Here is a 21,487-nt window from a genome sequence, read left to right on the forward strand (position 1 = left end):
TTCAGTCTTCCTTGGCCGCGAGGATGCCGACGGTGCGGCGAGATTTGCTCAGGTAATCACGGGCAACGCGCTGGATGTCGGCGGCGCTGACTTGCTCATAGGCTTTCGGTGCGTTGAACATCTTGTCGTAGCTGCCGAAATAGACTTCATAGGTGCCGAGCGTGTTGGCTTTGCCGTTGATGGTTTCCAGTTGTTTGTAAAAACGCATCAGTTTCTGGCTGCGGGCTTTTTGCAGTTCTTCCTTGCTGACGCCATTCTTGATCAGTTTGTCGATTTCGGCGTACAGCACAGACTCAATCTGCGCGGCTTTGGTATCGCCACTGGCGATGGCATAAATGCCGAGCAGGTAAGGATCAAAATGCTCTTCGTAGTCGGCGCCGACCATGGTGGCAAGACCGCTGTCGACCAGTGCCTGATACAGCCGCGAGGAATTGCCCTCGGCGAGAATCGAGGTCAGCAAACTGAGCGCGTAGTAATCCGGATGGCTGGCGGCCGGGGTTTTGTAGCCAATCAGCAGATGCGGCGTGCTGACCGAGTCTTTTTGCACGAACAGCCGTTTTTCGCCTTTTTGCTCCGGCTCCACGGTGTGAATCGGTCGCGGCGGTTCGGCTGCCGGAATCGGGGCAAAATATTGCTCGGCCAGTTTTTTTACTTCGGCAACTTCGACGTCACCAACCACCACCGCGACGGCGTTGTTCGGCGCGTAGTAGGTGTCAAAGTAGGATTGCAGATCACTTTTTTTCCAGTTTTTGATATCGGACTCGTGACCAATCACCGGCCAGGAATACGGATGGGCCCGGAACGCAGCGCCATCGACTTCTTCGCCGAGCGTGCGCCACGGTGAATTTTCCAGACCAGTGGTGCGTTCGCTGGCGACCACGCCGCGCTCGCTGGCGACCATGGCATCGTCGAGATTCAGATCCGCAATGCGGTCGGCTTCGAGATCAAAAATCGTTGCCAGTGCCGAGGCCGGAAACCAGTCGGTGTATACGGTCACATCGTTGGTGGTGTAGGCGTTGTTGGCGCCGCCATTGGCTTCCATCACCCGGTCAAATTGTTTCGGGCCGTATTTTTTGGCGCCGTTGAACATCATGTGTTCAAAAAAATGCGACAAGCCGGTGATGCCGGGGTGCTCATTGCGCGAGCCGACTTTCCAGAACACGTAAAAGTTGGCGTTGGGAATCGAGTGATCTTCCAGCACCAGAAATTTCATGCCGTTGGCCAGCGTTAAGGTCTGCACGTCTTTAGCGGTGGTGACGGCCTGCGCCGATGACATCAGCCCGAACAGGCTGGCGGCCAGCAATACGCGTCTCTTGAAATGTCGTTCCATGTTGACGTCCGTGAGGTAGGGGGAATGAACCGCGCGCAGCTTGCCACAGCCGGCGCGGGCCGCTCCATGAGAGATGTGTAGAAAATTGTCTGGCTGGGGCGCGGTTCGCATCCTGCCCGGCGGCAATGCCGGTGCGGGCGGCATTCTGTTGAGGACTCATTCGGCAAAACGCGGCTTGACGGTTTGAACGGAGCTGATGGAATGAAACCGGCTGAAACGCGCAATCCGGATGAAGGAAACCGACGTTATGGAGCCCGAACCGCGACTCAGGCCGGTGCGCTGATCGGACGTTCCAGCAAATCGGCCAGCTGCGCGGCATCGCGCGCGTCGTAGTGCCGGCCAAACAGGTTCTGGATAGCGGTCTGGTAAACCGGCCACATTCGCTTCTGCATGGCAAGGCCGGCCGGGGTCAGCACGGCATAGAGGCCGCGCCGGTCTTCGCTGCAGTTGTCGCGGGTGACAAGGCCCTCTTTTTCCAGCCGATCCAGCAGCCGGGTCAGATTGGAGCGCGACAGCACGATGCGTTCACCTAAGTCAAACAACCGCAGCCGCTGATCCGGCGCAGTTTTCAGCTCGATCAATACGTCATACCACTCCAGCGGCGGCAGGCCGGCCTCGCTGAGCGCGGCTTGCACGCCTTCCAATAGGAGTTTCTGGGCTTTGAGCAGCCGCGCCCAGGCGCGAATGGTCGGGTCGGCCAGCAGGTCGGCGGGCATGGCGGGTCTCCGGTCAGGTAGCAGGGGCAGGGCGGGTTGCGGAAAAGTTACCATCGCGATAGTTGCATTTGCAAATAAATCGATCTAGGCTGTACTTGTAGTTGCAAATGCAACTATATCGACTGCCCGAGCTGACGCTGGCCACGTTCAGGCGGCGCAGTCCCGTCCGAATCACGCTGTGACACCGGTACCAAATTGCCGGTTTTAGGAGCCATGCCATGCAAACCCTGTCTCGTACCGAGTTGCTGAACAAACTGCTGCAGGGGCCACGCCCGATCCTTATCGAGGCGCTGCCCGAGCGTTACTACCGCGCCGGCCATCTGCCCGGCGCGCTGAACATCAACCACGACGCCATCAAGGCCACCGCCGCCAGTGCGCTGCCGGACAAGGATGCCGAGATCGTCGTTTACTGCGCCAACGCGGCCTGCCAGAACTCCGACATGGCAGCGGTGCAGCTGAGCGCGCTTGGTTATCGGAAGGTTGCGGTATTCAGGGGCGGCAAGCAGGACTGGCAAGAGGCCGGTCTGGCACTGGTGGGGGCATAAGCCATGACGACGTTGACGATGAATCCGATTGCGAGGCCTCACAGCTACGGCGCGCTGTTACTGCGGTTCGCACTCGGCCAGATGTGGATTGCGCACGGCACGATGAAACTGACGGTCTTCACCGTCAGCGGCTTCGCCGGTTGGCTCGACAATCTGGGTTTGCCGGGTTTCATGGCCGGACCGGTGATCGTTGCCGAAATTCTCGGTGGTATCGCCATCTTGTTGGGCCTGTATGGTCGCTGGGTGTCGCTGGCGATGGTGCCGGTATTGGCCGTCGCCCTGTGGACCCATTTGCCGAATGGTTGGCTCTTTACTAACAGCGGTGGCGGCTGGGAGTTTCCGGCGTTCTTGATTGTCGCATCGCTGGTGCACGCGTTGCACGGTGATGGCATTTGGGCGCTGAAGTCGCGCTGAGTGGACTGCAGTCAATGAAGTAATGGCTGTTACATTGGGGTGGGCCAGCCAAGTATCCGCTGGCAGAGGATCTGCAATGTGTTTTCGATCCCCCTCCTTGTCAAGGAGGGGCTAGGGGTGGTTGCAGGAGGCAGAAAACGACCCTGCAGGTTGAGAACATGCCAACAGTTGCCGATTTTCAGATTTCCAATCGTTCGGCGCTCAACCACCCCCAACCCCTCCTTGACAAGGAGGGGAGTGATCCTGCTCGCGCTGAAGTAGCGGCAATCACCAACCGAATAATTGTGACCCAGAAAGAAAAAGAGCCGGCAAAGCCGGCTCTTTTTCTTTTCATTGCATCAAACAACTCATGAATCAACGCATCAATCAACTGGCCAATTTTCCGGCTTGGTAATCGCGAATGGCCTGTTCGATTTCCAGCGGCGTGTTCATCACAAACGGGCCGTACTGAACAATCGGTTCGCGCAGCGGTTTGCCTGCCACCAGAATGAAGCGGCTGTCGGCGGTTGCCGTCACCCGGACACCACTGCTGCCGCTTGTCGACGTCAGTATGCCCATCTGCTGTCGGCGCAGCGGCCGCGTCAGTGCACCAATCGTCAGCTCGCCTTCATACGGATACAGAAAGGCGTTGTGGCCATCCTGAATCGGGATCTGCAACGTGCTGCCTGCCGGCGCATGCACATCAAGATACAGCGGCTCGGTATCCGGCCGTTGCACCGCGCCGTTGACACCGGCAAAAGCACCGGCAATCACGCGCACCAGACTGCCATTTCCCAACGTGACTTCCGGAATCGCGGTCGCCGGCAAATCCTGATAGCCCGGTGCCGTCAGCTTGTTCTTGGCCGGCAGGTTCACCCACAGCTGAAAGCCGCGCATCAAACCGTCTTCCTGCTCCGGCATTTCCGAATGGATGATGCCGCGCCCGGCTGTCATCCACTGCACGCCGCCGTTGGTCAGCAAACCGGAATTGCCGACGCTGTCGCGGTGACGCATGCGGCCATTGAGCATATAGGTCACCGTTTCAAAACCGCGATGCGGGTGATCCGGAAACCCGGCAATGTAATCACCCGCCTGATCCGAACCGAACTCATCCAGCATCAGAAACGGGTCGAGCCGCTTCTGCAGGTTTTGCGTCAGCACCCGGGTCAGCTTGACGCCAGCGCCATCACTGGTCGGCCGACCAACCACGACTTGCTCCAGCTCGCGGCTGGTTTCGATGCGCGGTTCAACGCTTGGGCGAATCGGGGTGGGCGATGTCGTTGTGGGCTGAATAGCAGTGGACATGGTGTACCTCCGGTTATTTGCTTGGCGGTATCGGTTTCCTACCGCTGATGTAGGTCAGCTTACGCCCGACCGCTTATTCGAACCAGCTGATGGATTTGACCGAGTTGTTGTGAAATCTTGAATGATTGGCTGGTTGCTGTTTAATCAGTCGAGGAGGGTGGGGCGATTGCCACCATTGCCGGGTCCCGCCCCGGCGGGCGGGTAACTTTCTTTGGCGCAAAGAAAGTTACCAAAGACAAATTCGCCGGGAGCGAATTTGCACGCCGAAGGCGCCGCCAGGCCAAGGCCATGGATGGCCTTGGTGCAACATGCCCGACTCCGAGCCGCTAAAACGATGAAGCTGTTTTAGCGGTTCCCTGTGCATGTCATTCGGTGCATCCATGCACCTCACCCTTCGGGCGGCTGCGCCGTGCAAAACGGCAATCCTGCCGTTTTGTCATTCCGTCTGGGGCTTTTCAGACAGTGCACCCCTGCACAGTCTGAAAAGGCGTCGGCTTCCTGCCTCGCCCCTTCGTTTCACTACAGGCTATTAACCCAGACTGCATTCCGCTGAGCTCTGCACTTCCTGCGGTCGTCGGCTCGTCGAACGGGCGAGTAAGTCAAAGGCACGCTACGCGCAATGCCAGAACAAACCGTCATTCTCGCGAACGACTGCATGGATGCAGGAGGTAGAGCAATGCAGGAGCAGTTGCCGAAGCGGGAATCCTGATGCTTTATCGGCATGAGCAGTACTTTGAGTCTTGCTGTTCACCGACTACTTCAGCGCACGCGGAGGAGGTGCGAATCCGCGTAGCGGCTTCGCACGAATGAAAAAACATGCGTCCGAAACGCTGCGCGGTTCGGACCTACTGTGGCTCAGTTGGCAGTCTCCGGGAGTTGTCCATAAGAAGTATCCAGGAAGATCTCGTAACTGGCTGACGCAGCCTCAAGCTGATGAAATGGCACCGTGGCGGACGAGCCAACCTTTAGCGTGACAGCGCCGCTTCCTGCGTAGATGGGTTTGTCGCTCGTAATGTCCTTAAGCGTGACGACGATATTCACTTCGTCTTTACCTATCGCCTCCGACTCCAGTCGCATTTCATATTCATTCGGGAATGTCATGGTAACTGCTTCGGTTTGTCGCATGAGCACACCATTGGTGTACGTGCTGGCTCTTTCGCCCGCCGACTTCTTTATTGTGAGGTGCACGACAAGGCCCTCTTCGGCAAACGCTGAACTGATCAATGTCAGGCAAAAAGCTACTGTTGCCTTCAATTTCACTGCAATCTCCCATATGCACTGGTGCCGCACATCGCGGTTTGTAGGTAGTGCTGTCAAGTCCAATACCGTCCGAGCTGGCTGACTCGGAACGTTGAGCTTTGATGGCTGTCAGTTCGTTGGTTGGGGTGGAACGCCCAACCTGTGATTTCAGGAAGGCGGCTCAGATGTTGGGCATCGCGGGTGCCTCGCGCTCGGATTTGAGGCGACTCACCGAGATGCTTCCATCGGGCCTTCGATTTCGATAGCCGATGCGACAAGAAAGAATGTTTGCCGATCAGGCGATGCCATTGTTTCAGCCTCGATTGAAAGTACTGCATCTTCGGATTCAATAGGTACAATTTTCCCGACTTGCTCTCGCTCAATATGACTCGCCATTCGGAATTTTGGGTGGCTGAACTGAAAAGGAAGAGATAAGTACGAGACGCCGGCAAATGCAGCCACTGGCTTTGCATACTCGATTGAGGTGCCGCTCGAAAGAATCAAGCTCCAACCGTCGTATGACTTTACCACGCACTCCCACCCGCAGCGAGAGTTTAGAACTTCGAGTAGTTCGTTCATTTGCGATGCCTTACGTGAAGTAGGTCCCATAAATGTGGCGTTTTTCTACACCCAAAAAGGTGCATAACACTTTTTTTTGCCAGATATAACTCGTCGACTTATAGCCGGGTTAGACCTGTTTATTCACCCCAAACCCTTGGTCGAATTTGGGGGCTGTTCAAGCGAAGCTAGGCTAGGTAAATCTGGTGGGATTGTCACCCAAAACAAAGCCCGCCAATTGGCCGCCTTGTTTTTTTCGAAGCGAAATTTGGCACCATATTTGCCCGTCTGACGAGCCGAGCAACGGAGTGGAGGCTGGGTTAACAGCCCGGAGCGTAGCGAAGGGGCGATGCAGGAGGCCGAAGCCTTTTGTGACTGTACAGGGATGTCCTGTCACAAAAGCCCCAGCTGGAGCGGAGAAGCGCAGGGGACCGCTAAAACGGTTCTTCGTTTTAGCGGCGAGGAATCGGCCATGTTTCTTTGGTTTCTTTCTTTGCGCCAAAGAAAGAAACCCGCCCGCCGGGGCGGGACCCGGCAAACCTGACGGTTGCGATACCGCTGAAATTATCGAACCGCCAGAGCGGCAAGACGGTATCTACCGCGCTAAAAGTCTATGCCAAGGTTCCATTTTGTGCCTAATTTTTTTGCTTTGACAAGAACGCTCTTGAAGTCGTTAAGTTCTCCGAGCAACTGCTCGGAGCCTTTTACTGCAGATGGGTTCTGAATGAGATGTGAGGCGACTGTATCAAACCAGTGTATTCCTTCGTCGGGCTCGAACCATGGCCCGTCTTGGTCTGTGTCGACTTCGAACTCTTCAGCAATATCCTCGCTCAGGCCAAAGTAATCTTCCAGCTTCTTTAGGCCGAGCGCCTTTGCAATCTTATTTAGAGTCTTCTCGGCACGAGCCAATGCCTTGCCGTCAACCTCCGTGCAAACAGCCTCATCGCCGTTCTCGAACGATACGTAGTAGGCAACCCCCATAGATCCTCCGTTGTAGTGACTTTCCGAAGCAAAGATGCACTGGCCCCGTCGCCTAACACCTTTTCGCCTTATCAATCTTGCTGAATTATAAGCAGGATAGTCCTGTAAATTCACCCAAAACCGGAGTCGGATTGAGGCGACAGTTGGAGTGGGGCGAGGCGATTCTCGCGCGCCTGTCACCCAAAAACAAAGCCCGCCAATCGGCGGGCTTTGTTTGTTGCAGAACAGCAGAGCTTACCAACCGCAAGTCCGGCCAACGTTCTGTTCATCCAGCCAGGCTTTCAGCGGTGCAAAGTATTCCTGGATGGCGCTGGCGTCCATTTCGCGCTGGCCAGTCATTGCTTCGAGCGCGTCTTGCCACGGCTTGCTGGCGCCCATTTCGAGCATCTTGTTCAGGCGCTCGCCGACTTCCTTGTTGCCGTAGAACGTGCAGCGGTGCAGCGGGCCTTGGTGGCCGGCCATCTTGCACATTTCGCGGTAGAACTGGAATTGCAGCACATCAGCGAGGAAGTAGCGAGAGTACGGCACGCCGCCCGGGACGTGGTACTTGGCGCCGGCGTCGAAGTCTTTTTCGCTGCGCGCGACCGGAGCTTTCACGCCCTGATATTTTTCGCGCAGTTGCCACCAGCCTTCGTTGTATTTGTCTGCCGGGATCTCGCCGGAGAATACGCGCCAGCGCCACTGATCAACCATCAGACCAAACGGCAGGAAGGCGACTTTTTCCAGCGCTTTGCGCATCAGGATGTTGACGTCCTGGCTGGCATCCGGCTCTTTGTCGATCATGCCGATTTGCTTCAGGTAGGCCGGGGTGATGCCCAGCGCAATGGTGTCGCCAATCGCTTCGTGGAAACCGTCGTTGGCGCTGTCCATGAACAGGAACGGCTGGTTCTTGTAGGCGCGCTGGTAGTAGTTGTGGCCGAGCTCGTGATGGATGGTGACGAAGTCTTCACCGTTCATCTTGATGCACATCTTGATGCGAACGTCGTCCTGGTTGTCCAGATCCCAGGCGCTGGCGTGGCAGACCACATCGCGGTCACGCGGTTTCAGGAATTGCGAATTGCTCCAGAAGCTGTCCGGCAGCGGCGCAAAACCGAGCGAGCTGAAGAAGCCTTCGCCGGCCTGCACCATTTTGCCTTCCGGCGATTGCTTCAAGTTGAAGATGTTGGCGTTGTTGACATTGTCGACATCGCTGGCTTTCAGATCGGTTGCTTTGCCGTAGGCTTTGACGACCAGATCATCGAGGTTGTAGCTGCTGCCGGTGGTCGGCGGCGCAACGAAATCGTAAACGTTGTCCCAGGTTTGCGCCCACATATTGCCGAGCATGTGCGCTGGGATCGGGCCGGTTTTGCTGACCACATCATCACCGAAGCGTTCATTCAGCTTGGCGCGAACATGGCAGTGCAGGGCGTTGTACAGCGGCTGCACCTGACCCCAGAGCCGATCCAGTTCTTTCGCGAAATCATCGGACGACATGTCGTACTTGGCGCGCCACATGGCACCGGTGTCGACATAGCCGAGTTCTTTCGCGCCTTCGTTAGCGATTTCAACCATGCGGGTGTATTCCGGGCGCATGGCCGGCGAAATGCTGTGCCAACCAGTCCAGGCTTCCAGCCGCTCGGCCGGTTTGCTGTTTTTGTTGGCGATGATGTCTTCCAGCTCGCCGAGGCTCAGGCAGACCTGCTTGCCGTCACTGCCGTTCTTGCAGTATTTGCCCGAACCGTACTGGGCATTCAGCGATGAGGAAATTTTCGCCAGCTCTTCGGTTTTGGCGGCGTCGCTCGGTGCCGGCAGGACCAGCGCCAGACGGATTTTTTCCAGCTTGCGGTTCAGCTCCGGCGGCAATTCCATGCCAATGAATTGCTTGCTCTGGTTGGCAAACTCGACCGATTTGGCGGTGGCCACTTCGTTGGCCTTGGCGACCAGCGCTTCGGTGTCCGGGGTAATAAAGGTCTCGGATACCCAGGCCGCGCGCTGGGCTTCCAGATTCAGGCGAAGCAGCTCGGCTTCAGCAGTGGCGACGAACTTTTCCGCGTCGGCGACGGTGGTGCCATTGGCTTGCACCGATTGTTGCGGTGATTCGGGCTGGCTGCAGCCGGCCAGACCAAGGGCAATGCTGGTGACCAGCAGCGCCGGGCGCCAGAACGTGTGGGTTTTTCTTGTCAGGGCAGTCGTGTGAGCAGTCATGCGGTCCATCTCCAAAGCGGTCCCGCTTGGCGCGGGCGACGGCGGATTATACCGGCCCGGTTCGCTGCGGCCAGCGGGGAAAATTGCTGTGGCGCCGGGCCCGGTCGAGTAGAATGCGCGCCGGTTTTCCCGGCTCTGAGAATGGATAAAGAAGAATGGCGCTTGGCCCGTTAATGCTTGATTTGAAAGGCTATTCCCTGGATGCGGAAGAGCGCGAGCTGATTCGCCACCCGGCTGTCGGCGGGGTCATCCTGTTTGCCCGCAACATCGCCACTGCCGAACAGGTCCGCGCACTGACCGACGCCATTCGGGCCGAGTCGGGTCGTCATTTGCTCATTGCGGTGGATCAGGAAGGCGGCCGCGTCCAGCGCCTGCGCGAGGGTTTCAGCCGGCTGCCGCCGCTGCGCACGCTCGGTCCCGAGGCCGATGCCGAAGCCCAGCGCCGGGCCCGCGAGCTGGGCTGGCTGATGGCCAGCGAAGTGCGTGCAGTTGGATGCGACATCAGTTTTGCTCCGGTGCTGGATCTCGATTACGGCACCAGTGTGGTCATTGGCGACCGCAGCTTCGGGCCGGACCCGGCCCAAGTCGTGCCGCTGGCGCGGGCTTATCTCAATGGCATGCGCGACGCCGGCATGCTCGGCACCGGCAAGCACTTTCCCGGTCATGGTTTTGTCGCCGCCGACTCGCATACTGAGGTGCCGGTCGACGAACGCTCTGCAGAAGAGATCGGACGCTGCCTGTCGGTATTCAAAGCGCTGGCCGCCGAGCTTGGCGGCATCATGCCGGCGCACGTGATTTATCCGGCGCTCGATGCGTTGCCGGCCGGTTTTTCCCGTTACTGGCTGCAAACGGTGCTGCGTGGTCAGCTGCAGTTTGCCGGCTGTATTTTCAGCGACGATCTGGCCATGGCCGGCGCGCATGTCGTCGGTGACTATCACGCCCGCGCGCACGCCGCACTTGATGCCGGTTGCGACATGGTGCTGGTCTGCAACGATCGCGCCGGCGCCATCGAAACGCTGCAGGCGCTGCCGCAGCGTATTCCGCGCGAACAGAGTGATCGCATCGCGGCTTTGTGCCAGCGGCAAGCCTCGGTGCAAGTGGCATCGCTGCAGCAGGATCCGCGCTGGCAGCGGGCGCAGGCGCTGCTGGCCTGAGTGTGCCGGTGTTAGCAGTGCAGTCCGCGTTGCCGTTTGGTTTTGTCACTGTCCAATAAGTCGCTGTCCAATTAACAGCAGGAGCAGGTAAGTCAGCATGTTGTCATTCGCCAAAATCTGGAAGTGGTTGCTGGAGTTGACCGATGTCGCCGGCTGGATCACCGGTGTGCTGGTGATACTCGGTTTGACGGCGCTCGTGCATTGGTTGTGGCGCAAGCTGCACAAGCGCGTGCACGCCAAACTGGAGCAAACCAAGACCGTATGGGATGACGCTTTCTGGGAAGCGCTGGCGCGCCCGGCCACGTTGGCGATTTGGTTGATTGGCCTGATGTTCGCGTTCGAATACATTTTTACCGAACGCGCCAGCGTGATGCTGAAGGTCATCCACAATGCCCGCACGCTCGGCATCATCGTGCTGATTTGCTGGTTCCTGATCCGGTTGGTGCGCAGCGGTGAAGTGCGGCTGATTGAAATTGCCCGGACCAGCACGGAGGAGGGCCGGCTCGACCCGACCACCATCGAAGCCATCGCCAAGCTTGGCCGCATTTCGGTGTTCATCGTGATGACGCTGATCGGCCTGCAGACGATGGGTTTTTCCATCTCCGGTGTGCTGGCTTTTGGTGGTATCGGTGGCTTGGCGGTGTCATTTGCTGCAAAAGATCTGTTGGCCAACTTTTTCGGCGGTTTGATGCTGTATCTGGACCGGCCGTTTGCCGTTGGCGACAGCATTCGTTCGCCGGATCGGGAAATCGAAGGCACGGTCGAATACATTGGCTGGCGTCAGACCCGCATCCGGACCGGTGAAAAGCGGCCGCTGTATATTCCGAATTCTATTTTCGCCAATATCGCCGTTGAAAACGTGACCCGGATGAGCAATCGCCGGATTCGGGAAACCATTGGTTTGCGCTATCAGGATGCCGATCGGTTACCGGCCTTGATCACCGATTTGCGGGCGTATCTGTTGGCGCATCCTGACATTGTTGAAGATCAGACGTTTGGGGTCTGGTTCCATCAGTTTGGCGACTCCAGCCTGAACATTCTCGTTGACGCCCATACCCGCGCGATCGAGCTGGTTGAGTTTTATCGCATCAAGGAAAACGTGTTGTTTGGTATTCAGCAGTTGGTCGCCAAGCACGGCGCCGATTTCGCGTTTCCCAGCCGCACCGTCTATATTGAATCTGGTTCTGCACCGGCCTCGCGCTGAGTTTGGTGCAAAAAATTCAGCCCGTCAGTGGCTGATGTCGGTTGCAATGAGGCAACCATCCGATGGCCAACACTCACGGTGGGTGCTGGCAAGCATGGGATGACGAATCCCGCAGGAGGTCTTATCGAGATGAACGAATACGTCATTCACGCCCGTGCGCCGGGCAAGATTGTGATGGTGGGCTTTGGTGCAATTGGCCAGGGTGTACTGCCATTGATCTTGCGTCATCTGGGAGTTACCACCGATGACATCACCATCGTCACTGCCGATGAACGCGGTCACGATGAAGCGCGGGAGTACGGTATTCGTTTCGTCAATCATGCCCTGACCCGTGACAATTATCGGGAAGTGCTGACCCCCTTGCTGACCCCCGGCACGTTCATGGTCAACCTGTCGGTGGACGTCTCATCGATCGCCTTGGTGGAGCTGTGTCAGCAACATCAGACGCTGTATATCGATACCTGCATCGAGCCCTGGGCCGGTGGTTATACCGACCCGCACAAAAGCCTGTCGGAACGGTCGAATTACGCCTTTCGGGAACAGGCCTTGGCGTTGCGCCAGAAATACCCGAATGGTCGCACCGCCATTTTTGCCAACGGCGCCAATCCGGGCATGGTGTCGCATTTGCTGAAGCAGGCCTTGCTGAATCTGCATCACGACATTCATGGTGAAGATACTCAGGGTGAAGTGACTACGCCGACGGATCGCAACGGCTGGGCGAAATTGGCGCAGAAGCTCAACATCAAGACGATTCACGTGGCCGAGCGCGACACCCAAATCACCGATCGGCCCAAGCAGATGAACGAGTTCGTCAACACCTGGTCGGTCGACGGGTTTGTCGGCGAAGGTTGTCAGCCAGCGGAACTGGGTTGGGGCAGCCACGAACGGCATTTTCCGAGCGATGGCAGTCGCCACGAGTTTGGCTGCGGCGCCGCCATTTTCCTGAAACGGCCCGGTGCGACCGTGCGGGTGCGAACCTGGACGCCGGATTACGGTCCGTTTCATGGTTTTCTCATCACCCACAATGAAGCGATTTCGATTTCCGATTACCTGACGGTTCGTGAAGGCGACAAGATTGCCTACCGTCCGACCTGCCATTACTCCTATCACCCCTGTGACAGTGCCGTAGTTTCGCTGCACGAATTCAATGGCCGTAATTTCAAGCTGCAACCGAAGCAGCGAATTTTGCGTGACGAAATCACCGACGGCATGGACGAGCTCGGGGTGTTGCTGGCGGGTCACGCCAAAGGTGCGTATTGGTTCGGTTCGCAGCTGACGGCAAAAGAAGCCAAGACGCTGGCGCCGCACAACAGCGCGACCACGCTGCAGGTGACCAGCGCGGTGTTGGCGGGCATGGTCTGGGCCATTGAGAATCCGCAGGCCGGCATCGTCGAAGCGGAGGACATGGATTTTCAGCGCACGCTGGAGGTGCAGAAACCGTATCTCGGCAAGCTGCTCGGCCAATACACCGACTGGACACCGTTGCAGCATCGCAATGAAGTGTTTGCCGAGGACGTTGATGGCAGTGACCCGTGGCAATTCAAGAATGTGCGGGTGCTGTAAGGTTTTTGTTTATAAAAAAACGGCTGGCATCGCGCCAGCCGTTTTTTTTGCGCGTGTTAATCAAGAAATCTCAATCGTGAACCTTCGGGAATATCTTTTTTGTGCAAACCGATTAAGTGATATGCTTCATTTTCAACCGCTTCTGGTTGGTGGCGAAGCAGCCACTCCTTAAATGCTTCAGCGCAAAGAGTTGCTCCATTTGGAGTTAATATCTCGACTTTGATAGACTTGCCAACGCGTTGGGCAGTAATGTCCGGAATTACTACTACCGCTCCACGCCCGGTAATCTCAAAGGTTTGGACTATTTCATGTTCGCTCATCATTTCGTCTGATGATCCGCTTCTGGCGTCATGGCGGGCCTATTGTTCTACGGGCGCAGCTTGATCTTGCTCGGTTGATGGCTCGTTCTGCGTAGCTTCGCTCTCATCAATCGGCGCTTTCGGTTTGTGCTTGAGCACCGAATGCACGACATGGTCGTATTCAAACATCACGACAAAATCCGGGTAGACCCAGCGGGTGATCGGCGGTTCGCCAACCGGGCCCTGACTGCTTTCCGGGGCGCCAAATTTTTTCTCGACGTCGGCTTTGCTCATGCCTTTGCTCGGACGCGCCAGCTGACTGTCGCCTTGCTGACTCAAGGGGATCTGAATCACTTCGGCCCGGGCCGTTGATACGACGACGAAGGCAAATGCCAGAGCGGCGGCAAGCAGCGGCAGGGTTCGCATGGTGTGATTCCTGATTCCGGTTAAGGGTCGCGGGTTTGTGCGGCAGTCTATCGGTGTGCGGGCTTCGATAATTGTATCGACTGCACAAAATCTGCCGGCCAACCTGTTGGATGAAATACCGTGTCAGCTATTGGCTTCGCGCCGCCGCGCTGCTTCGACATGCAAGGCATGGCGGACAATGGCGTCGCGGTCGCTGTCAGCAATCTCGGTGAATTCGCTGCCGAGATAAAAGCGTCCGCCGTCAAAGGCATCGCAGCGGACTATCTTGGCCCGGCAGCTGACGGCGGTGGCGGTGTGCAGCAAAATGAAATGCAGATCGACCAGACTGTCGAGCGCCAGAGCCTGGGTAAAGGGAAAGCCAAGGCCGCTGCCGCTCAGGATCACGTCCTGGGTCTGGTAATGGCTGGCGGCTTGCTGCAGCACATAGAAACGCGCGGTCAGTTCAATCTTGCGGTTGATGAGTTTGAAGTACTGGCCGATGTCGCGGGATTTGTCCTGGATATTGCGCAGCAGGGCGTTGCTGTCGCTGTCGATCAGCTGCAGTTCGCGCAACAGCTGGTGGCCGGCCGCCAGCTCGACGGGCGCCATGACCGGACTGCTGGCATCGGTGACCACGTTGACGCGCAGGGCAACAGTATCGTTGATGCGGAAATAGTCTCGCCGATCGGCATCAGCCGTGGCAGCAAGCGGCGTATCGGAGGCAGACATGGCAGGCGACCTCAGCAGGCTGGCAGCGGGCCCGGATCAGGGGCCGGATTTCTTGCCTTAGCCTAGCACGAATGGGATGATGCCGGCCTGCTTGGCGGCCAGTCTGGCTGCCCATTTTCCGGATCTGCCATGTTTCGACCGTTCTCCGTTTTTGTCGGTCTGCGTTATACCCGCGCCAAGCGCCGCAACCACTTCATTTCCTTCATTTCGCTGGTCTCCATCGGCGGCATTGCCCTCGGTGTGACGGTGCTGATCACCGTGCTGTCCGTGATGAACGGTTTCGAGCGCGAGTTGCAGACCCGTATTCTCGGCATGGCCCCGCACGTGGTCATTGCCGATAGCCGCGGCGCGCTCAATGACTGGCCGGCGCTGGCCGAGAAATTCAAGCATCACCCGGGCATCGAGGCGAGCGCGCCCTTTGTCAGCGCCCAGTCCATGTTCCGCTATGCCGGTTATAACCGCTTTGGTCTGGTTCAGGGCATCGACCCGACGCTGGAACAGCAGGTGTCGATTGTCGGCGAGCACATGGTGTTTGGTTCGCTGTCGGCATTGAAGCCCGGCGAGTTTGGCATTGTGCTGGGTCAGGTGCTGGCGGATAACCTCGCCGTGCGGATTGGCGACAAGGTCAGCGTGATCATTCCGGAGGCAACCACCATTGGCGCGGCCGGTGTGGTGCCACGGCAACGTCGCTTCACCGTGGTCGGCACCTTTGAAGTGCGCGCCGAAATGGATGCCAGCATGGCTTACGTCAATATCGCTGACGCGCAGGCCTTGATGCGACTCGGCGAGGGCGTGCATGGTTTGCGTTTGAAAGTCACGGATGTGCTGCATGCGCCGCAACTCGCTGATCAACTGCGACTCAATCTGCCGCTGGAGCAATACACCTCTGACTGGACCCGCAGCTACGGTCCGCTGTTCCATGCCGTGAAAATGGAAAAGACCATGATGTTCGTGCTGCTGACGTTCATCATCGCGGTCGCGGCATTCAACATCATCTCAACGCTGGTGATGGTGGTCACCGACAAGCAAAGCGACATCGCCATTTTGCGCACGCTGGGCGCCAGCCCCGGTCACATCATGTCGGTGTTTATGGTGCAGGGTTTGGTCAACGGCCTGTTCGGCACCTTGATTGGCCTCACCGGTGGCGTGACCTTGAGTTTGAACCTGCCGGGCATCGTCGCCTGGATTGAACATCAGTTTGGCGTTGCCCTGGTGCCGGGCGATGTCTATTTCATCGGCTTTCTGCCCAGTCAGCTGGAGTGGGGAGATGTGTTCAACGTCGGCCTGACCGCGTTCCTGATGTGCCTGATTTCCACCATCTATCCGGCGTGGCGTGCCTCGCGGGTGAAACCGGCGGAGGCGCTCCGCTATGAGTAATGCCGTGACCAGCAATCAACAGAACCGCCAACAAAATACCGCCAGCCCGTCCGAATGGGTGATCGAAGCGCGTGATCTCGGCAAGACCTTTGCCGAAGGTCCGCTGAAAGTGGAAGTGCTGAAGAGCATTGATCTGCAAATCGGCAAAGGCGAGCGGGTTGCCATTGTTGGCGCCTCCGGTTCCGGCAAAAGCACGCTGCTGCATTTGCTCGGCGCGCTTGATGAGCCAAGCAAAGGCACGGTCCAGGTCTGCGGCAAAGCCATTCACGAGTTGAATCCAAAAGCCCAGGGCGATTGGCGCAACCGTAATCTCGGTTTTGTTTACCAGTTCCACCACCTGCTGCCGGAATTCACCGCGCTCGAAAACGTGGCCATGCCGCTGCTGATCCGCGGCGACAATGTCAAAGCGGCCCGCGCGGCGGCGGCACAAGCCATCGCCGATGTCGGCCTCGCCGCCCGCGAAAAACACAAACCCGGCGAACTCTCCGGCGGCGAACGGCAACGCATAGCACTGGCTCGCGCCTTGGTCACCGAACCACGCTGCGTACTCGCCGATGAACCCACCGGCAATCTGGATTCGAAAACTGCCGGCGCGGTTTACGATCTGATGCTGGCGCTCAATGAAAAACACGGCACCAGTTTTGTGATCGTGACCCATGATGCGAGTTTGGCAGCGCGGATGGATCGGACGCTGCGACTGCGTGACGGTCAGTTGAGTGACCTCAACTGAGGTTTAGATCACAGATGAAACATCTATCCGCGTTTGAGCTTATCGGAATCAGATATCTGGACACGGAACATGAGGCCACGCTCCTTCGGTCTGTGGATGCAGAACTGTCACGAAGAAACATCGTAGGTATTCGTCGGATAGTTCTGGACTACATTGCCGCATCAGCTTTCTGGTGGAATATCTTGTGGTGGGATGAGGCATCTCTTGGCGGTAAGGATGTTTTGTTTGGTTGGTCATCAAATTTAGCTGCGTTTGGTTTGTGCTCAGTACTTGTTGGTGTGTTTTTGGGGAATATGTTTGGTTTGCTCGCGTTCTTGTTTTTGCATTTAGCAACAACCAGATTGGGCTTCAAGATGCGTGCCACTGCATGAGCTGAACTGCTTTGTTTCGCGAACTTGTTGCGAATCTGGCTTCCTGAGATGATGCACTAAAACACCAGAAGACTGAACAGCTTTGGCCTGCTGGTTTGCCGGGTCTCGCCCCGGCGGGCGACCTTCTTTCTTTGCTCGTGCAAAGAAAGAAGGCAAAGAAACACGCCCCAGACGCGCCAGTATTGGTTTGGTTGCTTCGGCTGTTCCGCCCGTTGTGCACGTGCCATCGGCTTCGGGCACGCACTGATGCGGCGTCCTGCCTTATCAGTGCTGCGCTGACATCCCTGTCAGCGCACCCGACCGCTGGCACGCGCCCACCGGCTGGCGCGATGGGGCCCCGTTTTCTAGAGCGTGATCTCGCTTCGGCTATGCAACAAAGTCTGTCATTCCGGCGAAAGCCGGAATCCAATTTGACGTTGAATTAAAAAAGGACAATGGATTCCGGCTTTCGCTGGAATGACGGATTTGGCTTTGGCTTTGGCTTTGGCTTTGGCTTTGGCTTTGGCTTTGCGCGTAGCGTGCCGTTGAAGTCTCCGCCCGTTCGACGAGCCGAGCAGCGGAATGGAGTCTGGGTTAACAGCCCGTAGTGAAACGTAGGGGCGAGGCAGGAAGCCGAAGCCTTTTCAGACTGCACATGGATGTGCTGTCTGAAAAGCCCCAGACGTAATGAGCAGCACAGGGAACCGCTAAAACGGTTTTATCGTTTTAGCGGCTCGGAGCCGGGCAATGTTCTTTGCGTACTTTCTTGCGCCAAGAAAGTACGTCGCCCGCCGGGGCGACGACGACAGGGATGTCGGAGGTAGAGCAATGCAGGAGCAATTGCCGAGACCCGGCAATGGTCGAAGCCGCTCTTTACACTTTGATCGAAAAGTTGCCAGATAAATCGGCAAGGAGGCAAACCCAATGCGCATGGCCGCGCTACTAGTCCTGCTAACTACAGCAAGCCTATTTCTGCTGCCCACGCCGTTGCCGTTGGCCACTCTGTGGCTGGCTTTGCCCGCTTTGATCCTGTTACTGCAAAAACGCTGGCCACTCCGTTGGCTCGGCATTTCCCTGCTGGCGTTGAGCGTCAGCACCGCGCATTTCAATTGGCTCTTTTCCTGGCAACTGCCGACCGCTGATATCCAGAAAGACATCCGGGTCGAAGGCCGGATTGTGTCGTTGCCGGAGGCGGGTGATCGCAGCCAGCGTTTTGTCTTTGCGCTGGAGCGTTATGGCGAACAAGCGGTGCCCGCCTGGCAGCCAGCGACGCTGCGTTTGTCCTGGTATGAGCCGGCACAAACACCACAAGTGGGCGAGCGCTGGCAGTTCACAGTGCGCTTGAAGCCACCGCGCGGCAGTTTGAATTTTCAGGGTTTTGATTACGAGCGCTGGCTGTTTGCCCAGCATGTTCGAGCGACCGGTTACGTGCGTGAAAAGCCGGCCGCCGTGCTGCTCACGGCGGCAGCGCCGGTTTCCTTGCAAGGTGTCCGGCAGAATTTGCGTGAGCAGTTGCTGGCCTTGCCGCTTGAGCACGGCGCCGTGATCGCGGGTCTGAGTTTTGGCGCCGATGATGCGATCAGCCCGGCCGACTGGCGCTTGTTTCGCGATACCGGCACGACCCATCTGGTCGCGATTTCCGGTTTGCACATCACCTTGATTGCCGCTGTCGCCGGTTTTCTGTTCGCCGGATGCTGGCGCTTGTTTCCGCGGCTTTGCCTGTTCTGGCCGGCACCGCTGGCCGGCATTGTTGCCGGCCTTGTGGTCGCGCTGGCGTACAGCGCGCTGGCCGGATTTTCAACGCCGACGCTGCGTTCGGTGCTGATGTTGGCGGTGATTGCCTTCGGTTGGGTGCGCCGTCGGCAATGGCCGTTGTCATCGACTTTGTCACTGGCGCTTATCCTGACTTTGCTGCTGGATCCGTGCGCACTGCTGGAGCCGGGGTTCTGGCTGTCATTTGGCGCGGTCGGTTTGCTGTTTTTGCTCGGTGCCGGCCGGCCGATCGCCAGCTCGTGGTGGTGGGCGGCGGTCCGCGTGCAAATGCTGCTCTCACTGGCCTTGTTGCCGCTGACCTTGCTCTGGTTTGGTCAAGCTTCGCTGGTGTCGCCATTGGCGAATCTGCTGGCGGTGCCGTGGGTCAGTTTTGTCAGCACGCCATTGGCCTTGCTGGGGTGTTTGTTGCTCGATTGGCTGCCATCGGTGGCGACGCTGCTGCTGCACGCCAGTGACTGGAGTCTGTCGGTATTTTTCCGTTGGCTTGAGTGGTTGGCGGGCTGGCAACTGGCCAGCATTCAGCCGCCGGAATTGTCGCTGATTGGCTTGAGCGCGCTCCTGCTGGCGAGCTTGCTGCTGGTTGCACCGTGGACACCGTGGCGACGGTTGCTGCCGCTTTTGTTGCTGGTGCCGATGCTGGAATGGCGCTGGCCGGATCGGCCACTGCCGCAGCTGACGTTGCTCGATGTCGGCCAAGGCACGGCCGTGATTCTGGAAACCGATAGCGGGGTACTGCTGTACGACAGCGGTCCGCGTGGCGAACGTTTTGATGCCGGCGATCAGGTGGTGGTGCCGGCGCTGCGCGCGCTGGGTTGGTCGCAGATTGATCAGTTCTGGCTCAGTCATGCTGACACCGATCATGCCGGTGGTGCCGGCGCCGTGCTGGCCGCGTTGCCGGCACGTCAGGTTTGGTCCGGCGAACCGGTTGACGGTGTGACGAGCCTAGCCTGTTTGCGCGGCCAGCAGTACGCGCTCGGTCAGCTGACGGTAACAGTGTTGCACCCGACGGCCGAAGACGCGGCAACGGCGTCGGCCGCCAACGACCGTTCCTGCGTGCTGCGCATTCAGGCCGGCGCGCATACGCTGCTGCTGACTGGCGACATTTCGGCGGACGCGGAGGCCACGCTGTTGGCGCGTGAGCCGAATGTGGCGGCCGAACTGTTGCTGGTGCCGCACCATGGCAGCGCCGGCTCGTCGTCGCCGGCGCTGGTGGCCGCCGTGCAGCCGCGTTATGCGCTGGTCAGCGCCGGTTACCGGAATCCGCACCGGCATCCACGTCCGGAAATTGTCGCCCGCTATCAGGCTGCCGGCGCGGTGGTGCTGAATACGACCGAACTCGGCGCGATACGCTTTGATCTGTCCGGGCCGGCGCTGCCGGCGCCGGTGTTCGCACGCCAGGCCACACGTTTGTGGCGCGGTTCACTGCCTGAATAATTGGCCGCTGCCTGACCCGCTTCCGGCCCCTGTCCGATGCCACCGGCGCAGGCGGTTGTGTTAGAGTGTCGCCGCCTTGTAAGAGCTTGAAAGACAGAGGAATTTCGCGTGTTACAGCTGTTTACCGCCGGTGGCTGGGTCATGTACCCGCTGTTGTTCTGCTCGATTGCCGCGCTCGGCATCAGCATTGAACGTTTTTGGGCGCTGCGTGCGTCTCGCGTTGTCCCGAAAAATCTGGTCAGTCAGGTCTGGACCTGGATCCGCAAAGGCGAGTTGACCAAAGAGCGGATGAAAGAATTGCGCGCGCATTCACCGCTCGGTGAATTGCTGGCGGCCGGTTATGCCGTGCATAGCCAGGGTCGTGATGTGGTCAAGCAAAACATTTCCGAAGCCGGTCGCCGTACCGTCATCGAAATGGAGCGGTTCATGAACACGCTCGGCACCATTGCCATGGTCGCGCCGCTGCTCGGTCTGCTTGGTACCGTGCTTGGCATGATCAAGATGTTCTTCGCTGCCAATGCCAGCGGCATGGGCGATCCGGCGGCGCTCGCCGGTGGTATTGCCGAAGCGCTGATTACCACCGCAATGGGCTTGTTTGTGGCCATTCCGGCAACGTTTCTGTACCGCTGGCTGCATCGCCGCATTGACGAGCTGATCTGCCAAATGGAGGCAGAGGCGACCAAGATGGTGGAAGCCCTGTTCCCGTCCTCGTTCCCGGAACCGGGTGCGAGCGACAACGCCACTGGCAATGCCGGTGTTGGACATAATCAGAACGGAAAACGCTGATGCTGCTCGAACGGCGCCGGCACGGCCGCGAAGATCTCAATATCAACCTGACGCCATTGATCGACGTGATCCTGACCTTGATCATTTTCTTCATGGTCTCGACCCGGTTCAATCGCGATACCCAGATGCAGGTCAACCTGCCGACCGCCGGTGCGGCACCGACCGAAGCGGCGTTACCGGCCGAGATCATCGAAGTGACAGTCGATGCGGCTGGCAATTTTTTCGTCAATGCCAAACCGCTGGTCAACAGTCAGTTGAACACGCTGAAGTCCGCCCTGCAGGAAGTGTCCAACGGCAATGCCGAATTGCCGATGGTGATCAGTGCCGACGGCAAAGCGCCTTATCAGGCCGTAGCGACGGCGATGGACGCAGCGGGCCAGCTGGGCTTTCACAAACTGACCATGGCGGCGCAATCGCCGTCGGAACCCTAAG

General features: G+C 58.2%; 22 protein-coding genes. 12 read left to right on the forward strand and 10 right to left on the reverse strand.

What is annotated here, in order from left to right:
• Position 1: 1 nt before the first annotated feature.
• Together HPT27_RS11285 and HPT27_RS11290 are read right to left on the reverse strand one after the other, a co-directional pair.
• On the reverse strand, positions 2–1,330 hold the full coding sequence (locus tag HPT27_RS11285; protein ID WP_172243210.1) for a M16 family metallopeptidase: 1,329 nt from the start codon (positions 1,328–1,330) through the stop codon (positions 2–4).
• Positions 1,331–1,596: 266 nt separating this feature from the next.
• On the reverse strand, positions 1,597–2,046 hold the full coding sequence (locus HPT27_RS11290; protein ID WP_172243212.1) for a MarR family winged helix-turn-helix transcriptional regulator: 450 nt from the start codon (positions 2,044–2,046) through the stop codon (positions 1,597–1,599).
• A 218-nt stretch (positions 2,047–2,264) separates the two neighbouring features.
• On the opposite strand from HPT27_RS11290, the gene HPT27_RS11295 reads away from it, so the two are divergent.
• The 3 genes from HPT27_RS11295 to HPT27_RS11305 all read left to right on the forward strand — a co-directional run bounded on the left by HPT27_RS11295 (position 2,265) and on the right by HPT27_RS11305 (position 3,358).
• Complete coding sequence (locus HPT27_RS11295; RefSeq protein ID WP_172243214.1) at positions 2,265–2,591, forward strand: rhodanese-like domain-containing protein; 327 nt, start codon at positions 2,265–2,267, stop codon at positions 2,589–2,591.
• 3 nt (positions 2,592–2,594) lie between these two features.
• Positions 2,595–3,005, forward strand: a complete 411-nt coding sequence (locus tag HPT27_RS11300; protein WP_172243216.1) for a DoxX family protein — start codon at positions 2,595–2,597, stop codon at positions 3,003–3,005.
• 158 nt (positions 3,006–3,163) lie between these two features.
• Positions 3,164–3,358 carry a hypothetical protein gene (locus HPT27_RS11305; protein WP_172243218.1) on the forward strand — a complete coding sequence of 65 codons (195 nt, stop codon included), beginning with the start codon at positions 3,164–3,166 and terminating at the stop codon, positions 3,356–3,358.
• 13 nt (positions 3,359–3,371) lie between these two features.
• Here the strand turns inward: HPT27_RS11305 and HPT27_RS11310 are convergent, their stop codons facing one another.
• From HPT27_RS11310 to HPT27_RS11330, 5 genes are all read right to left on the reverse strand, one after another.
• Positions 3,372–4,223, reverse strand: a complete 852-nt coding sequence (locus HPT27_RS11310) for a pirin family protein (protein ID WP_328820712.1) — start codon at positions 4,221–4,223, stop codon at positions 3,372–3,374.
• Between the two features lie 921 nt (positions 4,224–5,144).
• A complete protein-coding gene (locus tag HPT27_RS11315; RefSeq protein ID WP_172243223.1) occupies positions 5,145–5,549 on the reverse strand; it encodes a hypothetical protein in 405 nt (134 codons plus the stop codon).
• 207 nt (positions 5,550–5,756) lie between these two features.
• Entirely contained in the window at positions 5,757–6,107 is a 351-nt protein-coding gene (locus HPT27_RS11320; protein WP_172243226.1) for a hypothetical protein, read from the reverse strand.
• 582 nt (positions 6,108–6,689) lie between these two features.
• Positions 6,690–7,067 carry a hypothetical protein gene (locus HPT27_RS11325; protein ID WP_172243229.1) on the reverse strand — a complete coding sequence of 126 codons (378 nt, stop codon included), beginning with the start codon at positions 7,065–7,067 and terminating at the stop codon, positions 6,690–6,692.
• 234 nt (positions 7,068–7,301) lie between these two features.
• The gene (locus HPT27_RS11330) at positions 7,302–9,251 is read right to left on the reverse strand and encodes a M2 family metallopeptidase (protein ID WP_172243232.1); all 1,950 of its coding nucleotides are present in this window, start codon (positions 9,249–9,251) and stop codon (positions 7,302–7,304) included.
• 155 nt (positions 9,252–9,406) lie between these two features.
• Here HPT27_RS11330 and nagZ point away from each other — a divergent pair, with 155 nt between their 5' ends.
• The 3 genes from nagZ to HPT27_RS11345 all read left to right on the forward strand — a co-directional run bounded on the left by nagZ (position 9,407) and on the right by HPT27_RS11345 (position 13,172).
• A complete protein-coding gene (gene nagZ, locus HPT27_RS11335) occupies positions 9,407–10,405 on the forward strand; it encodes a beta-N-acetylhexosaminidase (protein ID WP_172243235.1) in 999 nt (332 codons plus the stop codon).
• A gap of 97 nt (positions 10,406–10,502) precedes the next feature.
• Positions 10,503–11,609, forward strand: a complete 1,107-nt coding sequence (locus tag HPT27_RS11340; protein ID WP_172243238.1) for a mechanosensitive ion channel family protein — start codon at positions 10,503–10,505, stop codon at positions 11,607–11,609.
• A 129-nt stretch (positions 11,610–11,738) separates the two neighbouring features.
• On the forward strand, positions 11,739–13,172 hold the full coding sequence (locus HPT27_RS11345; protein ID WP_172243241.1) for a homospermidine synthase: 1,434 nt from the start codon (positions 11,739–11,741) through the stop codon (positions 13,170–13,172).
• 56 nt (positions 13,173–13,228) lie between these two features.
• Here the strand turns inward: HPT27_RS11345 and HPT27_RS11350 are convergent, their stop codons facing one another.
• The 3 genes from HPT27_RS11350 to HPT27_RS11360 all read right to left on the reverse strand — a co-directional run bounded on the left by HPT27_RS11350 (position 13,229) and on the right by HPT27_RS11360 (position 14,605).
• Positions 13,229–13,495, reverse strand: coding sequence for a hypothetical protein (locus HPT27_RS11350; RefSeq protein ID WP_172243245.1), 267 nt, complete (start codon positions 13,493–13,495; stop codon positions 13,229–13,231).
• A 36-nt stretch (positions 13,496–13,531) separates the two neighbouring features.
• Entirely contained in the window at positions 13,532–13,897 is a 366-nt protein-coding gene (locus HPT27_RS11355) for a phosphodiesterase (protein ID WP_211197934.1), read from the reverse strand.
• A gap of 123 nt (positions 13,898–14,020) precedes the next feature.
• Positions 14,021–14,605 carry a PilZ domain-containing protein gene (locus HPT27_RS11360; RefSeq protein WP_172243248.1) on the reverse strand — a complete coding sequence of 195 codons (585 nt, stop codon included), beginning with the start codon at positions 14,603–14,605 and terminating at the stop codon, positions 14,021–14,023.
• Positions 14,606–14,734: 129 nt separating this feature from the next.
• On the opposite strand from HPT27_RS11360, the gene HPT27_RS11365 reads away from it, so the two are divergent.
• From HPT27_RS11365 to HPT27_RS11390, 6 genes are all read left to right on the forward strand, one after another.
• Positions 14,735–15,982, forward strand: a complete 1,248-nt coding sequence (locus HPT27_RS11365; protein WP_172243251.1) for a lipoprotein-releasing ABC transporter permease subunit — start codon at positions 14,735–14,737, stop codon at positions 15,980–15,982.
• Positions 15,975–16,712, forward strand: a complete 738-nt coding sequence (gene lolD / locus HPT27_RS11370) for a lipoprotein-releasing ABC transporter ATP-binding protein LolD (RefSeq protein ID WP_172243254.1) — start codon at positions 15,975–15,977, stop codon at positions 16,710–16,712. The genes HPT27_RS11365 and lolD overlap by 8 nt, the downstream gene beginning before the upstream one ends.
• A gap of 14 nt (positions 16,713–16,726) precedes the next feature.
• A complete protein-coding gene (locus HPT27_RS11375; protein WP_172243257.1) occupies positions 16,727–17,083 on the forward strand; it encodes a hypothetical protein in 357 nt (118 codons plus the stop codon).
• Positions 17,084–17,986: 903 nt separating this feature from the next.
• A complete protein-coding gene (locus HPT27_RS11380) occupies positions 17,987–20,269 on the forward strand; it encodes a DNA internalization-related competence protein ComEC/Rec2 (protein WP_172243260.1) in 2,283 nt (760 codons plus the stop codon).
• Between the two features lie 108 nt (positions 20,270–20,377).
• Positions 20,378–21,055, forward strand: a complete 678-nt coding sequence (locus tag HPT27_RS11385) for a MotA/TolQ/ExbB proton channel family protein (protein ID WP_172243263.1) — start codon at positions 20,378–20,380, stop codon at positions 21,053–21,055.
• Positions 21,055–21,486: an ExbD/TolR family protein gene (locus tag HPT27_RS11390; protein ID WP_172243266.1), complete on the forward strand. Its 432-nt coding sequence runs from the start codon at positions 21,055–21,057 to the stop codon at positions 21,484–21,486. The genes HPT27_RS11385 and HPT27_RS11390 overlap by 1 nt, the downstream gene beginning before the upstream one ends.
• Position 21,487: the final 1 nt, after the last annotated feature.

Origin of the sequence: Permianibacter fluminis, assembly GCF_013179735.1 — a bacterium.
GTDB lineage: Bacteria > Pseudomonadota > Gammaproteobacteria > Enterobacterales > Permianibacteraceae > Permianibacter > Permianibacter fluminis.

Bases quoted from the DNA above. Each gene is read 5' to 3' on its own strand.
- HPT27_RS11285 (WP_172243210.1), bottom strand. From the start codon at position 1,330: ATGGAACGACATTTCAAGAGACGCGTATTGCTGGCCGCCAGCCTGTTC.
- HPT27_RS11290 (WP_172243212.1), bottom strand. From the start codon at position 2,046: ATGCCCGCCGACCTGCTGGCCGACCCGACCATTCGCGCCTGGGCGCGG.
- HPT27_RS11295 (WP_172243214.1), top strand. From the start codon at position 2,265: ATGCAAACCCTGTCTCGTACCGAGTTGCTGAACAAACTGCTGCAGGGG.
- HPT27_RS11300 (WP_172243216.1), top strand. From the start codon at position 2,595: ATGACGACGTTGACGATGAATCCGATTGCGAGGCCTCACAGCTACGGC.
- HPT27_RS11305 (WP_172243218.1), top strand. From the start codon at position 3,164: ATGCCAACAGTTGCCGATTTTCAGATTTCCAATCGTTCGGCGCTCAAC.
- HPT27_RS11320 (WP_172243226.1), bottom strand. From the start codon at position 6,107: ATGAACGAACTACTCGAAGTTCTAAACTCTCGCTGCGGGTGGGAGTGC.
- HPT27_RS11325 (WP_172243229.1), bottom strand. From the start codon at position 7,067: ATGGGGGTTGCCTACTACGTATCGTTCGAGAACGGCGATGAGGCTGTT.
- HPT27_RS11330 (WP_172243232.1), bottom strand. From the start codon at position 9,251: ATGACTGCTCACACGACTGCCCTGACAAGAAAAACCCACACGTTCTGG.
- nagZ (WP_172243235.1), top strand. From the start codon at position 9,407: ATGGCGCTTGGCCCGTTAATGCTTGATTTGAAAGGCTATTCCCTGGAT.
- HPT27_RS11340 (WP_172243238.1), top strand. From the start codon at position 10,503: ATGTTGTCATTCGCCAAAATCTGGAAGTGGTTGCTGGAGTTGACCGAT.
- HPT27_RS11345 (WP_172243241.1), top strand. From the start codon at position 11,739: ATGAACGAATACGTCATTCACGCCCGTGCGCCGGGCAAGATTGTGATG.
- HPT27_RS11350 (WP_172243245.1), bottom strand. From the start codon at position 13,495: ATGATGAGCGAACATGAAATAGTCCAAACCTTTGAGATTACCGGGCGT.
- HPT27_RS11355 (WP_211197934.1), bottom strand. From the start codon at position 13,897: ATGCGAACCCTGCCGCTGCTTGCCGCCGCTCTGGCATTTGCCTTCGTC.
- HPT27_RS11360 (WP_172243248.1), bottom strand. From the start codon at position 14,605: ATGTCTGCCTCCGATACGCCGCTTGCTGCCACGGCTGATGCCGATCGG.
- HPT27_RS11365 (WP_172243251.1), top strand. From the start codon at position 14,735: ATGTTTCGACCGTTCTCCGTTTTTGTCGGTCTGCGTTATACCCGCGCC.
- lolD (WP_172243254.1), top strand. From the start codon at position 15,975: ATGAGTAATGCCGTGACCAGCAATCAACAGAACCGCCAACAAAATACC.
- HPT27_RS11375 (WP_172243257.1), top strand. From the start codon at position 16,727: ATGAAACATCTATCCGCGTTTGAGCTTATCGGAATCAGATATCTGGAC.
- HPT27_RS11380 (WP_172243260.1), top strand. From the start codon at position 17,987: ATGCGCATGGCCGCGCTACTAGTCCTGCTAACTACAGCAAGCCTATTT.
- HPT27_RS11390 (WP_172243266.1), top strand. From the start codon at position 21,055: ATGCTGCTCGAACGGCGCCGGCACGGCCGCGAAGATCTCAATATCAAC.